The 14,518-nt window shown below is 60.0% G+C and carries 13 protein-coding genes; 1 reads left to right on the top strand and 12 read right to left on the bottom strand.

Features of this window, described 5'->3' with window-relative positions; translation table 11 throughout:
- Positions 1-101 precede the first annotated feature (101 nt).
- From KGB25_RS05790 to KGB25_RS05740, 11 genes are all read right to left on the bottom strand, one after another.
- On the bottom strand, positions 102-1,676 hold the full coding sequence (locus tag KGB25_RS05790) for an arylsulfatase (protein ID WP_223434570.1): 1,575 nt from the start codon (positions 1,674-1,676) through the stop codon (positions 102-104).
- Positions 1,677-1,746: 70 nt separating this feature from the next.
- Positions 1,747-2,772, bottom strand: a complete 1,026-nt coding sequence (locus KGB25_RS05785; RefSeq protein WP_008030176.1) for an HAD family hydrolase — start codon at positions 2,770-2,772, stop codon at positions 1,747-1,749.
- Entirely contained in the window at positions 2,769-4,199 is a 1,431-nt protein-coding gene (locus KGB25_RS05780) for a hypothetical protein (RefSeq protein ID WP_223434569.1), read from the bottom strand. Before KGB25_RS05780 ends, KGB25_RS05785 begins: the two co-directional genes overlap by 4 nt.
- Positions 4,196-5,776 carry a VWA domain-containing protein gene (locus KGB25_RS05775; protein WP_223434568.1) on the bottom strand — a complete coding sequence of 527 codons (1,581 nt, stop codon included), beginning with the start codon at positions 5,774-5,776 and terminating at the stop codon, positions 4,196-4,198. Before KGB25_RS05775 ends, KGB25_RS05780 begins: the two co-directional genes overlap by 4 nt.
- A gap of 1 nt (position 5,777) precedes the next feature.
- The gene (locus KGB25_RS05770) at positions 5,778-6,770 is read right to left on the bottom strand and encodes a vWA domain-containing protein (RefSeq protein WP_223434567.1); all 993 of its coding nucleotides are present in this window, start codon (positions 6,768-6,770) and stop codon (positions 5,778-5,780) included.
- The gene (locus KGB25_RS05765; protein WP_223434566.1) at positions 6,757-7,341 is read right to left on the bottom strand and encodes a DUF4381 domain-containing protein; all 585 of its coding nucleotides are present in this window, start codon (positions 7,339-7,341) and stop codon (positions 6,757-6,759) included. The genes KGB25_RS05770 and KGB25_RS05765 overlap by 14 nt, the downstream gene beginning before the upstream one ends.
- Positions 7,338-8,285: a DUF58 domain-containing protein gene (locus KGB25_RS05760; RefSeq protein ID WP_223434565.1), complete on the bottom strand. Its 948-nt coding sequence runs from the start codon at positions 8,283-8,285 to the stop codon at positions 7,338-7,340. The genes KGB25_RS05765 and KGB25_RS05760 overlap by 4 nt, the downstream gene beginning before the upstream one ends.
- Positions 8,285-9,265, bottom strand: coding sequence for an AAA family ATPase (locus tag KGB25_RS05755; protein ID WP_008036331.1), 981 nt, complete (start codon positions 9,263-9,265; stop codon positions 8,285-8,287). The genes KGB25_RS05760 and KGB25_RS05755 overlap by 1 nt, the downstream gene beginning before the upstream one ends.
- Before the next feature lie 71 nt (positions 9,266-9,336).
- Complete coding sequence (locus KGB25_RS05750) at positions 9,337-10,284, bottom strand: transporter (protein ID WP_223434564.1); 948 nt, start codon at positions 10,282-10,284, stop codon at positions 9,337-9,339.
- 12 nt (positions 10,285-10,296) lie between these two features.
- Complete coding sequence (locus tag KGB25_RS05745; RefSeq protein ID WP_411740542.1) at positions 10,297-11,736, bottom strand: DUF1254 domain-containing protein; 1,440 nt, start codon at positions 11,734-11,736, stop codon at positions 10,297-10,299.
- Between the two features lie 11 nt (positions 11,737-11,747).
- Positions 11,748-12,539: a hypothetical protein gene (locus KGB25_RS05740; RefSeq protein ID WP_008036310.1), complete on the bottom strand. Its 792-nt coding sequence runs from the start codon at positions 12,537-12,539 to the stop codon at positions 11,748-11,750.
- Between the two features lie 343 nt (positions 12,540-12,882).
- On the opposite strand from KGB25_RS05740, the gene KGB25_RS05735 reads away from it, so the two are divergent.
- Positions 12,883-13,851 carry a hypothetical protein gene (locus tag KGB25_RS05735; RefSeq protein WP_223434563.1) on the top strand — a complete coding sequence of 323 codons (969 nt, stop codon included), beginning with the start codon at positions 12,883-12,885 and terminating at the stop codon, positions 13,849-13,851.
- 99 nt (positions 13,852-13,950) lie between these two features.
- Here KGB25_RS05735 and KGB25_RS05730 read toward each other — a convergent pair whose 3' ends face one another.
- Positions 13,951-14,376 (bottom strand): YciI family protein, encoded by a 426-nt coding sequence (locus KGB25_RS05730; protein WP_223434562.1) that lies wholly within the window; start codon positions 14,374-14,376, stop codon positions 13,951-13,953.
- Between the last annotated feature and the right edge of the window lie 142 nt (positions 14,377-14,518).

Here is a 14,518-nt window from a genome sequence, read left to right as displayed (position 1 = left end):
CCTGAAAAAACGCCATCGCCGGCAAGCCGGCTCCTACAGGGTTTGTGTTTGCACCATGGAATAGGGCCGCTTGCCCGGTCAGGGCGAGCGGCGGTCAAACATTATTTCTTGGCTTTTTCTTCAATCCGCCGATCCACATCCGCGCGGATCTGATCGATGCTGAAGCTCGCCGGTTTCTGGCTAGGCGGATACTCGACGAAGGTTTCCAGGAATCTCGCGGCCTGGGTGGACGCTAGCGATACGAGGTACGCATTCTTGGCCGTCCAGTCGTAATACTGGTCGGAAACCACGTCGGCACGTTCATACGGATCCATGCGCAGGTTGAAGATTTTCGGTACGCGCAGGCAGACGAACGGTTCGGCCCAGACTTCGAAACCACCTGGTTTGCGTTGTTCGCAGAACACCGCTTTCCAGTTGCCGGAGCGCATGGACACGAGCACGCCATCATCGTTGAAGTAGAAGAACTGCGTGCGCTCACTCTTAGGCGATTGGCCGGTCAGGTACGGTAGTTGGTTGTACCCGTCCAGGTGCACCTTGAAACTGGTGCCGCCTGAAGCCGGCGCCCAGCCCTTGAGCAGCTTGTCCTTGACCCCGTCGTCGCCAGCAGCCGCCAGCAAGGTCGGGAACCAGTCGAGGCCCGAGAACAGCTCGTTGGAAACCTCGCCCGGTTTGATCTTGCCCGGCCAACGCACCATGGCCGGAACGCGGTAGGCACCTTCCCAGTTGGAGTTCTTCTCGTTACGGAACGGCGTGGTCGCCGCGTCCGGCCAGGACCATTGATTCGGGCCGTTGTCGGTGGTGTAGACCACGATGGTGTTGTCGGTGATTTTCAGGTCATCGAGGGTCTTGAGCAGTTTGCCGACATCGCCGTCGTGCTCGAGCATGCCGTCGGCGTACTCGTTGCCTGGCATGCCGCTCTGGCCCGCCATCGATTCACGCACATGAGTGAAGGCGTGCATGCGCGTGGTGTTCATCCAGACGAAGAACGGCTTATCGGCCTTGGCCTGTTTCTCGATGAACGCTTGCGCAGCGGCGGTGGTTTCGTCGTCGATGGTTTCCATGCGCTTGGTCGTCAAGGCGCCGGTGTCCTCGATCTTGCCATCGGCGAAGCTGTGGATCACGCCGCGTGGAGAGTTGGCCTTGACCCACTCGGGGTCATCTTTGGGCCAATACGGTCGTTGCGGCTCTTCTTCGGCATTGAGGTGGTACAGGTTGCCGAAAAATTCGTCAAAACCGTGGTTCGTCGGCAGGTATTCATCCCGGTCGCCCAAGTGATTTTTGCCGAACTGGCCTGTCGCGTAGCCTTGCGATTTGAGTGCCTGAGCGATGGTGATGTCGCGTTTCTGAATGCCTACCGGCGCACCTGGAACGCCGACCTTCGACAGGCCGGTACGCAACGGTGTCTGGCCGGTGATGAACGATGAGCGTCCGGCCGTGCAGCTGTTCTCCGCGTAATAGTCGGTGAACAGCATGCCTTCCTTGGCAATCCGGTCGATGTTCGGAGTCTTGTACCCGACCACGCCCATGGAGTAGGCACTGATGTTGGTCTGGCCGATGTCATCGCCGAAGATCACCAGGATATTGGGTTTTTCGGCGGCCCCGGCAGTCGCCGAAATCGCCATCACCGAGGCCGCCACCAGGGCGAATTTCGGTAGCCACTTGCGTATGCGAGTCATCTGACTTGCTCCTTTTGCGCTAGTGTCGCGTGGTGCGACAAACGTTTATTGCAGTCCTGCGTCACGCTTTTTATTGCACTTGCTCGGGAGTGGCGGCCGCCTCGAACGGATAGATCCGGCGCCATTCGGACGCCATGTCGACGATAGTCCAGCCACGGGTTTTTGCTTCGTCCAGGGCTTTGTCCAGGCGCCCGATATCGGACTTGCGGTCATAGGCCCATTCGCGTTTGGCGTCGGTGTGGTGCACCAACCCCATGAATCGTTTGCCGGGGCCGGCGGCAGTCCACTGCAACATTTGCAGGTCGCCGTCGGAATTGCCGAACGCCAGGATTGGCCGCTTGCCGATCACCGCGTCGATGCTTTCCGGTTTGCCCGGACCATCGTCGTTGTGGGCCAGTTTGGGCGTGCGCACGATCGAGGCTTTGCCGTCCTTGAACTGGAACGCCGTGACGAAGGTGGTGCCGATCACTTGCTCGGGCGGGATGCCATAGACCTTCTCGGCGAAGGCGCGCATGAACCCGGTGTCGCCACCGGAGACGATGTAGGTCTTGAAATCCTGGCCGCGCAGGTAGTCGAGCATTTCCAGCATCGGCTGGAAGATCATCTCGGTGTACGGCTTGCCGGTCTTCGGATGCCGGGCCTGGCTCAGCCAGGTCTTGGCATAGTCGTCGAAGGCTTCGGTGGTCATGCCGGTGTGGGTCGCACCGAAGATCTTCATGATGCCGTCCATGCCGGCGGCGGCGAGTGCCTGGTGATCGTTTTCCAGGACGGCCTTGAAGGGCTGGGTGGTTTTCCATTCCGGGTGCTGCGGCGCGGTGCGCTTGACCTCTTCCAGGGCAAACAGCAGTTCGAAGTACATCGGCTGCTCGCTCCACAAGGTGCCGTCGTTGTCGAACACGGCGATGCGGTCAGCGGGCTTGACGAAGTCCCTGCTGGATTGGTCGGTGACCGTCTGGACGAACTCGATGATGTGCTTTTTCGCCGGGCCGTCATTCCACGACGGCAATGGCTCGTTGGCGTGTGCCAGCAGCGGCAGGATCAGCGTGAAGAGCAGCGTCAGCCCGAAACGATGGTGGCTTGATGTCGCGTTCGTCATGGGAATTCCTTCTCGTGGACGGGGTTGAGCGGCCGCAGTGCGGGAACGGTCCGGACGTTGCTGCCTCGCGCCTGACTATGCAGCGTAGACAAGGATTGCCCGAGTTGGCGCAGCGCCTGATCTTCGGTCGATTGACGGCTGTAACAGGCGCGTAACAGGTCCTGTAGGCGCGGGCCGAGGACGCTCAATTTCAGGCCCCCACGACTGCGTTTGAGCCACAGGTACAGGGCGCTGAGTTGCGCCGGTCGGGCGTTGATTTGCCGTGGAATCTGCCGCCAGGCGTAGTCGGCGGATTGCAGCCACGCGGCGTGTCGGGCACGGCGTCGGTCGCGCACGGACAGGTAAACGCGATGAATGAAAGGCCTTGCGAACCAGCCCAGTAGCAGCACTGCCGGCAGCAGCAAGACAACCAGCCAGTGCCTGGAAAAACGCACGCGACTGTGTTCGCCCATTTGTTTCAGGTCTTCGGCAATCGAGAACACAGGCGTGTAAGCGCTGTTGGCGATGGCCTCGAAGCTCACTGCCGGCACTTGCGCGGTGCGGGTTTGCTGGCTGCTGGCGTCCCACCATTTCAGCTCGATCGCGGGCAGGCTGTGATGGCCTTCGCTGTCGATACGGTAAGTCACGGTGTCGATACGTTGGCCGCCGGTGAAGTTGCCCCGGCCGTCGTCCAGGCTGCTGATTTGCGGGTTTTTCGGGTAACGGCTCAGGCCGCTGACATCGCCCAATGACGGCGCAGGCAGCGACATCGCCATGGCGTTGTCGGCCTGCAAGGTCAGTTGCCGGGTCAGGCTGTCGCCGACCTTCAGAGGCGTTGCCGAGTCGATGACTTTTTGCGTGAAACGCAGCCCTTGCGCCACCAGTACCGGTTCGCCGGATTTGAATCCAGGTGGTTGCTTGGCGGTGAAATGCAGCGGCTGGCTTTGCGCACTCAACGGGGCGCTGGCCTGGCCCGGCGTGGCCTGCACGGTCAGCGCCGGAATGTCAAAACCCCGGGCCTGATTCGGGCTGATCCGGTAGCTGTAGCGCATGCCGTTGAACGCCTTGCCGTCCAGCGTCTGGTTGATGTGCTCGGCGTGGCCGTCGGGCGGCAGCACCAGCGCGCCGGGCAGTTTCAGGTCGGGCAGGGCGGGGGCGTCGGTGAACCAACTGTCAGTGAGGACGTCGAGTTGCAGCTCCAGGAGGCCGCCGACCATGACCGGGTCAGCGGGTTGCAGGCGGGTCTGGATGCGCAGTTCGGGTTCGGCGGCGAGGGCGGATGTGGTGATCAGGCAGCAGAGCAAGGCGGCAAGTGTTGTGGTGAGTGAGCGGACGCCATCGCGAGCAGGCTCGCTCCCACAGTTGATTGGATTGAAATCAAATTTTTGTGATCGCCACAAATCCTCTGTAGGAGCCGGCTTGCCGGCGATGGCCATCACTCGATTCATGGCTTGCCCCCCGCCTGATCCTGCAAGCTGAACTTCTGCTTGAGGAATTTCGCTGGCGATGTCGTCAGGTTCTGCAACCACAACGCGTCCGACGTCGCCTGCTCGGTCTCCACGGCTTTGCTTTGTCCCTTGCCCGGCGCCTTGTCCATCTTGATTTCGTCAGGTTTGACCTCGGGCGCGTTCTGTTCGGCGCTCTCGGTGTCTTTTTCCAGGGCGATGGCCAATGCCAGATTGGCCGTGGCCTCCGGGAACTGTGGTTGCAGCTTCAGCGCCTGGGTGTAGGCCGCGATGGCCTGATCAAACTTGAAACGGCGCACGTAAATATTGCCCAGGTAGAAATACGCCTGGGGTGTTTCCAGTCGCGCAAAACTCGCCAGCGCGAGGTCAAAATCCGCCGCGTTATAGGCCGCGATGCCCTTCCAGTACGGATCGACAAACAGGGCAGCAGCCTTCGGGAAATGCTCATGTTCGAAGGCCCAGCGACCTTGCTGGTCGGGGGTGAAAAATGCATCGGTCAAAGCGTTGGCCTGTGCATTTGTCGGCTGAAAACCGACACCCAGCGCCAGCAGCAAACCGGCCGTCCAGTTCAGGCTCCAACCTTTGCGCACGCAGAAAAACGCGATCAGCAGCAGCGGCCAGCACAGCCAGTATCCGGCGTCTTTCCAATGCAACTCACGCTGCTCGTCACTGGCCACCTGGAAATGTTGACGGGCGTGCAGTTCGATCCAGTCCAGATCGTTGTCATTGAGCGTCAGGCTGCCCAGCGGCGCCGCCATGGCTGATGCCAACTGCTTCAGCGCGGCCTGGTCGAAACGGCCAAGGGCCGGGCGGCCATTACTGTCGGTGCGCGGCTGGCCATTGGCGTCACGAATGATCCCGCCATCCTCGCTGCCGACGGCGAGGATCAACACTTGCAGCGTGCTGTCGTTCAGTTGCTTGCCCAGGCCGGCGAGTTGCGAGGTGTCGGCGCCGTCGGTGATCAGCAACAACGTGCCCGGCGTTTTCTCCGCCGCCAACAGGCGTTTGGCCTCGTCGATAACCGCGCCGACATCCTTCCCAGGTTTGCCGATCAGGTCACTGCTCAATGCCTGGATAAACGTATCGAGCAACGCCGGATCGTCGGTTGGCGGCAGCACCAGATGCGCGCTGCCGGCGTAGGCGATCAGCGCGTTGCGAGCACCGGCGCGGCGCTGGATCAGATCGTGCAGTTTGTGTTTGACCGCTTCCAGGCGACTGGGCGGCACGTCGCTGGCGTCCATCGAGGGCGAGAGGTCGATGGCAATGATCAGCGGCGCACGATTTTCCAGAAAGTCCGGCCGGTCCTGCTCCCAGGTCGGCCCGGCAGCGGCCAGGGCGCCCAACATCAACAGCGCACACACCAGATGCACCGGCCGCAAGCGCTGTTGGTCCTGCGGGGTCATCAGCAAGTGCGGCAGCAAGTGCTCGGCAATGTTGCTGCGCAAACGCCGCTGCACATCCCGGCTGCGCCTCCAGAGCCACGGCAGCAAGGCACCCAACGGCACGAGCAAGAGCCACTGCGGACGGAGGAAGTGCAAGTCGCTGAGGTTGATTTCCATCTCAAGCCTCCTGCCGCTGACGCGCGAGGCTCAGGTGCGGACGCAGCAGGGCGCCGAGGTGGTAGAGCGCGAGCAAACCGATAGCGGCGCCGAGCGGCCACCAGAACAGATCCCTTTTCGGTTGGTGGCTGAGGGTTTTCACCTGGTGCGGGGTCAGCGTGTCGAGGGTGCTGTAAACCTGATCCAGCGCGGTGCGGTCTTCGGCGCGGAAGAACTTGCCACCCGTGGCGTCGGCGATCTGCTGCAAGCCTTGCAGGTTGACCTTGGCTTCGCCTTCGGCGCTCGGTTCGCCAATGCCGATGGTGTGAATCACCACACCCTTGGCGGCGGCCATCGACGCCGCGTGATCCGGGGTGATGGCGCTGCTGGTGTCGTTGCCGTCGGTGAGCAGGATCAGGACTTTTTCCTGTTCGTGGGCCTGATCCAGCAACTTCAGGCTCAGGCCAATCGCATCGCCGATGGCGGTGTTGGGTCCGGCCATGCCGATGCCGGTGTCGTCCAGCAACAGTGACAGGCTGGCGTGATCGAGTGTCAGCGGCGCCTGCGGATACGCGCCGCTGCCGAACACGATCAAGCCCAGGCGATCTTCTTTACGCTTGTCGATAAAACCGTGGACCACGTCCTTGACCGCCGCCAGACGATTGATCTTCTGCCCGTTGGCATCGGTGAAATCAGTGGTTTCCATTGACTGGGAGATGTCGATGGCCAGCATCAGATCGCGCACCGGTTGCTGGCGTTCGATGGGTTTTTCCACCAACACCGGGCGTGCGGCCGCGAGCAGCAACAGCGCCCAGACCAGCAGGTTCAGGAGCAATTGCCAGCGATTGTTGCGTGTGCCGGCGGCGCTTGGCGCCTGTCCGACCGCGCGGCTCATGGCGCCAAAAAACGGCACCCGCACGGCGCTGCGGGCTTCGCGGTAATCGGGCAGGTAGCGGTAACCCAACCAGGGCAACGGCAGGAGCAGTAACAGCCAGGGGTAATCAAGCTGCCACATGGTGCGACTCCACCCAGTGTTTGCAGGTGTCGAACAGCTGCTGACGCTGATCATTGGGCAACGCCAGCAATGTTGCATCCGGCGCATAGGCCAGCAACGCTAATTGCCGGCTGAAATCCGCCGGCAACGGCTGCGCACTGTGCTGCGCCAGAAATGCCTGCCAACGCTCATTACCTAACGCCGCAGGACCTTGTAGGAGCCGGCTTGCCGGCGATGGCGTCCGCGAGGGCTGTGCAAATCTCAAGGGCCCCATCGCCGGCAAGCCGGCTCCTACAGAGGGTGTGTTCCAATTTGAGGGCATCGACAGGGCTACGCGTTTGAGCAGTTCGGGGAGTTCGCGCAGAGCGCTGATTTGATCATCGCTGCTTTGCAGTTCAGCCAACCGCACCAGCGCCTCGCGCCGATACCGATCCCGCCGCCACTGCCAAAACCGCCGCGCACCCACCACCAACACAGCAGCCATCAACACCGCCAACAACACCCACCAGCCCCACGTCTGCGGCGCATAACTGACGGGCGCCGGCAGGGCCATTTCCTTGAGTTGCTCAATACTCGGCACGTTGGGATTCATCGCCGCCCCCCGCCGAGTTTGCCCAGTTCCGCGCGCAGTTGTGCCTGCGCCTCGGTCGCCGTACTGAACATCATCAACGGCACCTGACTGCGCCGAAGCAGCGTGGCGACGTCCTTGAGCCGACCGCTGAGGAAATCCCCCAGCGGCTGATGAACACTGCGTTGCTCGACCGCCAGCTCGACTTGCAACTGACCTTGAGTAATCAGCAAACGACCATTTTTCGGCAGGTTCAACGCCAACGGGTCGTACACCTGCATGGCAATCACATCGTTATGCGCCGCCAGTTGCCGCATCAGTTGCAAGGTGCGTTCGCCCGCACCGGCAAAGTCGCTGACGATGCAGATCAGGTGATCGTGACCGGCCACTGCCAGGCACTGTTGCAGGACTTTATCGAGCTGATCCTCGCCCTCGGCGTCCGGGTTGGCCGCGCTCAATGCCTGATTCTGCTGGACAATGCGACTGCACAGCGCTTCGATCCGTTTGCGGCTGCGCAACGGGGCAATCGCGTCGATCCGTGAGTCGTTGAATACCAACCCTCCAACCCGGTCGCCCGCGTTGAACACCATCCACGCCGCCAGTGCGCCGAGTTCGGCGGCAACCGCGGATTTGAAACTGCGTTGCGAGCCGAAAAACATCGACATGCGCTGGTCCACGAGGATCAACGCCGGGCGATCGCGCTCTTCGGTGAACGTGCGCACCACCGGTTTGCCGGTGCGCAGCGAGGCGCGCCAATCGAGGTGGCGCAAGTCGTCCCCCGGTTGATAGCGGCGCAACTCATCGAAATTCAGCCCGCGCCCCCGCAGCCGCGAAGCGTGGTTGCCAGCGAGGATGCTGCCTTGCGGCTGGCGTGCGAGGAAACTCAGGTCACGGGCCTTGAATTCCAGCGCCATCAATTGCGCGAGAGAGACATAGACCAGACCGTCGACACTTTTTATTCTCAACATCAGGCAGGAATCGCAACGTTATCGAGCAGGCGATCCAGTACCTGATCGGCCGTGACGCCATCGGCGACCGCGTCATAACTCAGCTGCAAACGATGACGCAGCACCGGATGCACCACGGCGCGCACGTTGTCCGGCGAGACAAAATCCTGCCCCTGCAACCAGGCATCGGCACGGGCGCAACGGTCCAGACCGATGCCGCCGCGCGGGCTGGCGCCGATGGCGATCCAGCGGCCCAGGTCCGCGTCGTAATCCGTCGGATGGCGGGTGGCGTTGATCAGGTCGATCAGGTAACGATCGATGGCCGGGGACACATGGATGGCGCTGACTTCCCGGCGTGCAGCGAAAATCACGTCCTGCGACAGCGCGAAACCCTGCACCGGCGCGGTCTTGGCGCCTGTCGCAAACTCCTCTTCACGCAGCAGTCGCAGCACTTGGCTCTCGTTTTCCGCACTCGGGTAATCGAGCAGCACCTTCATCAGAAAACGGTCCATCTGCGCTTCCGGAAGCGGGTAAGTGCCTTCCTGTTCGATGGGGTTTTGGGTGGCGACCACGATGAACAACTCCGGCAGCCCATGGCTGTTGCCGGCCACGGTGATTTGCCGTTCTTCCATCGCTTCCAGCAGGGCTGCCTGGACCTTGGCCGGTGCGCGGTTGATTTCGTCGGCCAGAATCAGGTTGCCGAACAGTGGGCCGGGCTGGAATCGGATCTCGTTCTTGCCATCGATCTGGTGCAGCACTTCGGCACCAGTGATGTCCGACGGCAGGAGATCAGGCGTGAACTGGATGCGGCTCATCTTCGCGTCCAGGTGTTTGGCCAGCGCTTTCACCGTGCGGGTCTTGGCCAGCCCGGGCAAGCTTTCCAGGAGCAAATGGCCGTTAGCGAGAAGGCCCAGCAGAATCTGCCGGATCACTTGATCCTGGCCCAGCACCGCTTCAGCGATACTGGCTTGCAGGGCGTTGAGGTCGTTGAGTGCGGTCATTGAGGGGCCTTATTCAAGTCGCCAAAGGCGTTGGCAGGTTGATCGATAAAACTGGCGATCCCTGTTCACTTCTAGAAGAACGCCAAAGTCAGGTTGACGCTGAATCCGTTGCCTTCAGGCCGGTTCTTGGTGTCGAACTCCGGGATCCAGCGAGCGTTGACGCTGGCCTGGGCGTCGGCGAATTTGCCGGCCCAGCCCACCGTCGGACCGGCGCCCACCGAGCGTCCGCGAAAGCCGCTGTTGGCGCCTGACCCGGAGTCGTCGGTGAGCTGCTGGATGTAGCCCGCGGCCATGCCGGCGTTCCAGCCGTTGCCGAAGCCGTGGGTCCATAGCGCATCGAGGGTGAAGAGGTTGCCGTTCTTGTAGTCCGTGGCGTCGTTTTCGGTGTAGAACTCAAGCCCGCCAGACAAGGTGAACTCGCCGCCCTTGCCGTCGAGGTGAGTGAAGGCCACGGTGGGCATGAAGGTGTAGGTGTTCTGCCCGGCGTTGGCCAGGCGATCATCGTTGTAAGCGCCGGTCGGCAGGTAGATCGGCAAGGACAACGAGAGGTGGTTGACCTCGTCGAAGTGGTAGCCGGCGGCAATGGGCGTCACCAGCAGGTCGGCGAACTGGGTGCCGGTATCTTCCGTTCCCAGCGTCCGGCCACGAGGCCCGGTGACGCTCGCGGTAATGTCGGTGTACTGCACCGGCACGCCAATCGCCGACGCGTAGTTCCAGCGACCCTTGCCGGTGTCCCAGACATGGGTGAAGTTGGCCATGGTGTAAGACACTTTCAGGTCCAGGCCGGCACTCAAGGCGCCAACGATAGGCACTTGCACGTTGCCCTTGAGCTCGCCGTCGTACCAGAAACTGCTCAACGACATCACCCAGCCGGGTTCCGGTGGCACGATCCCGGCATTGGAAAATACCTGCAAGCCGGTCATCGGCCGACCGCCACCGCCTTCTGCCGCCAGTACCAGCGGGCTGCTGCCGACCACGCAGAGGGCCAACAAAGGACGTACCACAAAAGACCTGACCATGGCTGGCTCCGCTTATTGATTTTGTGGGGTGACTGGCGTCAACGAGGGCATTTTCCACTCGCCGCTGGAGACTTCCGGTCTTGGCAGGTACAGGCGCAGGACACCGTAGAAAGGCCCGTTCGGCGCTGGCAGCCAATTACTTTGCAGGTCTTTGGGCGGGGCTTTGTGCTGCACATAGAGGGTCAGGCCGCCGTCGGCATCCAGCTTGAGATCCGGCAGCATTCGCGAGTTGATCAGGTAACGATTCAACGGGTTGGCGACCAGCAATTTGTTCTTGCCGTCGTACATCGTCAGCGACCAGAACGCGTCGGCCGGGGGCAGGGCGCCCTTGTCGAAATGCAGCGTGTAATCGTGTTTCGAGGCGTCGACCGGCTGGCCGTCCTTATCGACGAAATAGCCGATGTAATTCGCCTCCTCGGCAGAGTTGCCGAAGATCCCCATGTTGGCGCCGGCGTAGCGGTACAGGTAGTTACCGTTGAGGTGGTCGCGGGTGCCGAACAAATCGCCGCTGCTGACCTGATGGCTGTCGACCTTGTCCTTTTTAAACTGTGCTAATTCGGCCTTGGCGTCGGCGATGCCGTCTTCCAGGGCTTTGCGCTGACTGGCAGGCAGCTCGTTGGGTTTGAACGGTTTGCCGGCTCCGATGCCGATTTTGGCGAAGCGCGCCAGCAAGTCTTTTTCCGCGTCCTGGGGCGGGGCAAACGACAGCATGAAATTCAGGTAGCCGAACAGCTCCGGGGTTTCGCTCATGGTCGGCGTGGGCTTGGGCCAGTCGACCTTCGGCGCGGCAGGCGGGGCCTTTTGTTTAACGTAGTGGCTCAGCGGCTCGATCTTGTAGCCCTTCTGGATACCCTTGACCTTGCCCAGGTCTTTTTCGTCGAACAATTGCGTGCGATACAGCGCGTAGGCAATGTTGGTTTCACTGCGCAGCAGACGGTCGATTTCAACCGGTTGCTGACCTTGCCAGTTCGGCCCGGCGATCATGAAATGCCCGCCGGCGTTGCCCGTGCTGCGGGTGCCCAGATATGCAAAATTCTGCGTGTAGGCGTCGATCAGTTGCACCGAGTAGTAACGGTGTTCTTCGATGGGCGGCAGGGTCAGCACCACCGGCTCGGCACGCAGATCCATCCAGATAAACGAGTAGGGCGTGTCGGCGTTGGGCGTGACGAAGGCCGTGTCCTTGGCGGTGAAAGCCTGTGCGGTGTTGCCGATCCGGTTGAGCGGTGCCTTGAAGTTCGGGCTCTTCTTGTCGACCGCCTGGGTGTAGAGGGTCTTGTACATTTCCACCACCGGGTAGCCGTACAAATAAGCTTCCTTGGCGATGGCCCGCGCTTCTTCCGGGCTGGCGGTGAATCCGGTCTTTTGACTGACGCTGACGTCTTGAGCGCCAACGCCGCAACTGACAAACATGCTCATCAAGCTGTAACCGGCTGCGCGAATTGCACCGTGCATAAATAGGGTCCTTATTTGCCGAAGGTGACGTTGATCCCCGCGAACAGCGTGAACTGCGGCAAGCCATCGCCCTTGCGCTCGACGGTCCACTGCGGCTCGATGAAGGCGTTGAGAATATTGGAGCCGGATTTCCAGACCTTGCCGGCACCCAGACCGAGGGGGATGTAATGGGTGTCGTTTTTCAGGTCGAAGGTCCAGATGGCAGTGGAGCGCAGGTACCAGCCTCTATCGAGGTTGTGAATGACAAACGGCTGCAGGGTTGCCGATTCGACATGCGGGCGGTCGCTGTCGCCGGCAAAAGAACTCTGGTATTGCACTAACGCACCGAGCAAGCCACGGGGCGATGAATCAATCGCAATGGCCGCCAGCCCCGCTTGCCACTTGCCGGTGCCGAGCTCGTCCCGATCGGCGTAGGGCGCGGTGATCATCGGGCCAATGCCCAACTGCACGCCTTCGGTCTTGAGCAGGAAGATATCAAACAGGTTCAGATCGCCTTCGCCGGTGCTGTAGCCACCGTGCGGATCGGGACGGGTGCTGATCGGTGCGGTGGCGCGCAGCAATTGCGGGACGCCGATGAAATCGTTGGGTGCAATCGGCAGCGTCCCGCGCACCAGCAAATCGTTGGTGTGGATATTCGAGTCGTAGTACTTCGGGGTGTAATAGTCCTGCAGGTTCATCCCCGGTGCGAGGTTCAACGGGTTGTTACTTTTGTTGGCCGTGTCAGCGTTGTCCGCCTGGGCACACACGGCGGACGTTATTGAAACCGCCAACAAAAGGGCGCTCGCTCCTGGAGTGTTCGACATGATTCCCCGGTTCCTTGGTGGCTCATTGGCCTACTCGGCACTTGGCGGCCGTTATGCGTAATCTCTTTCCTATCAAGCCTGTAGGACATGTCTGATGACGTTAGCAGTTGTCGGCGGGTAATCCAGTCGAAGGGCGCATTTGTCCGCCTGTGTAGTGGTTGTTGATGATGATCAAGCGCTTCAAACAAAACGTGGGATGGCATTCCGTATTTGAATAAAAAGCAGCCGGCATATTGCCGATCAGTCTTTGCGACCTGTGATTTGTGACAGTTTTCGGCGGCGTGTTTTTCGCTGATAGTTAAATGCCCAGTTTTCAATCACCGACGATTATCGAGAACACACCATGATGAACCAGCCCAATAAAAAATCAGCCCCCGATCGTTCCTGGGACGAGGCCACGATTCTTTTCAACGGCAAGCCGGTATTGCCGAACGAGACAATCGCCCTGCTTTATGGAGAGGACAATACTCTCGATATAGAAGCCACACCGGAAGTCGCCGAAGAGATTTATCTGGCGGTCGTGGATAATAATGAGGGCGTTAAACTCCTGGTGAAACCGGAGTTGGAATCCTGGCACGAGCTGGTCGACGGAAAGTTAAGTTATAAAATCAGTCCGGAAGTTGGAAAGAGCGGTGCTCTTGTGCTCGTTCTAATGAGTCGGCAATTGAATATGCCATTGGAAATTTCGTGTCAGGTCATGTCGCCCAAGCCAATTGAACAGTTAGTCATCCGGATTAATGGCTCAGAGCTCAAGTCTGGAGATATTGTTTATGCGGTGAGGGGTAGCAGTAATTTAATTGAGGTGGAACCTCTTCGCGGTAGCCCGTTAATAGGCCAGAACATTGAATTGTCTTCGGATGCGGCGACACCGCCGAAACTGGTTCCAGTGTTCGAACCGCCAGAAGGATCTCAAACACTTAACCCCGTTGCTCGTTGGAGCCTGGATTGCGGTGACGAAACGGATGGAAATCTATCAATCAGATTGAGTCTGGAGAGTATCCCGCTAGAATTTATTGATCTGCCAGTGGACGTGGGCTATCAAGACGGTGGTGTCATACTGACAACCATTATTCTGCAGACGGTTGGCAATTCAAAAACACTGACGACTAGATCCATGAAAGGTGTTCAGTTGAAGAAGGGGGTTAAGGTTGAATGGCTTAGGGCAGACGGTAGTCGTCTGAAACTTGAATTCACCGGTGAAAATGCATCCAGCTCTATACAGTTTAAACAGGGGGAATTGGTCGGTGTGATTACAGCCCACACCTTTGTTCGCGGAAAACCTAGTTCTCCAAGAACCATTAATATCGTTTAACCCTGATAAGTATCAGGTTAAACGTGTGAACGTAGAACTCCCGATCACGTCCGTTCAATGGCACAGGACCTGGACGTGATCGCGGCGCTATGGCGGGGCTCAGCGCTTGTCCATCTGCTCTCGTTGCCGCTCCTCCTGCTCCCGCAGTTCCGGTGTGAACTCGGCCCCAAAATCCTCCGCCTCGAACACCTGGCGGATCTCGATCTCAGCTTCGGTACCCGGCATCGGGTTAGGGCAGCGCTTGACCCATTCGATCGCTTCCTCTTTCGACTTCACTTGCCACAGCCAGTAGCCGGCGATCAATTCCTTGGTCTCGATAAACGGGCCGTCAATCACCGTGCGCTTGTCGCCGGAAAAACGCACGCGCGCGCCTTTACTGCTCGGATGCAGGCCTTCGCCGGCCAGCATGATCCCGGCCTTGATCAGCTCCTCGTTGTAATTGCCCATTGCGGTCAACAGTTCTTCTCTGGGCATGACGCCGGCCTCGGAGTCGGGGCTGGCTTTGACAATGATCATGAATCGCATGGGGTTGTCTCCAATGGATGTGAGTGACTCACAGCATGGTCGATTGGCCGAGGTTTAAATCGACAGCGCTTCCCAAAGATATTGCCCGTCATCGGAACAACGTGGCTCAAGCCCTTATTCCAAGACAACGGTATTTCTCGAA

This window comes from Pseudomonas sp. BF-RE-21, assembly GCF_019947305.1.
In the GTDB taxonomy this organism is placed as follows: domain Bacteria; phylum Pseudomonadota; class Gammaproteobacteria; order Pseudomonadales; family Pseudomonadaceae; genus Aquipseudomonas; species Aquipseudomonas migulae.
This window is presented reverse-complemented; position numbering and strand designations above follow the sequence as displayed.

Bases quoted from the DNA above. Each gene is read 5' to 3' on its own strand.
- KGB25_RS05770 (WP_223434567.1), bottom strand. From the start codon at position 6,770: ATGTGGCAGCTTGATTACCCCTGGCTGTTACTGCTCCTGCCGTTGCCC.
- KGB25_RS05750 (WP_223434564.1), bottom strand. From the start codon at position 10,284: ATGGTCAGGTCTTTTGTGGTACGTCCTTTGTTGGCCCTCTGCGTGGTC.
- KGB25_RS05760 (WP_223434565.1), bottom strand. From the start codon at position 8,285: ATGTTGAGAATAAAAAGTGTCGACGGTCTGGTCTATGTCTCTCTCGCG.
- KGB25_RS05765 (WP_223434566.1), bottom strand. From the start codon at position 7,341: ATGAATCCCAACGTGCCGAGTATTGAGCAACTCAAGGAAATGGCCCTG.
- KGB25_RS05785 (WP_008030176.1), bottom strand. From the start codon at position 2,772: ATGACGAACGCGACATCAAGCCACCATCGTTTCGGGCTGACGCTGCTC.
- KGB25_RS05740 (WP_008036310.1), bottom strand. From the start codon at position 12,539: ATGTCGAACACTCCAGGAGCGAGCGCCCTTTTGTTGGCGGTTTCAATA.
- KGB25_RS05730 (WP_223434562.1), bottom strand. From the start codon at position 14,376: ATGCGATTCATGATCATTGTCAAAGCCAGCCCCGACTCCGAGGCCGGC.
- KGB25_RS05735 (WP_223434563.1), top strand. From the start codon at position 12,883: ATGATGAACCAGCCCAATAAAAAATCAGCCCCCGATCGTTCCTGGGAC.
- KGB25_RS05790 (WP_223434570.1), bottom strand. From the start codon at position 1,676: ATGACTCGCATACGCAAGTGGCTACCGAAATTCGCCCTGGTGGCGGCC.
- KGB25_RS05745 (WP_411740542.1), bottom strand. From the start codon at position 11,736: ATGCACGGTGCAATTCGCGCAGCCGGTTACAGCTTGATGAGCATGTTT.
- KGB25_RS05780 (WP_223434569.1), bottom strand. From the start codon at position 4,199: ATGAATCGAGTGATGGCCATCGCCGGCAAGCCGGCTCCTACAGAGGAT.
- KGB25_RS05755 (WP_008036331.1), bottom strand. From the start codon at position 9,265: ATGACCGCACTCAACGACCTCAACGCCCTGCAAGCCAGTATCGCTGAA.
- KGB25_RS05775 (WP_223434568.1), bottom strand. From the start codon at position 5,776: ATGGAAATCAACCTCAGCGACTTGCACTTCCTCCGTCCGCAGTGGCTC.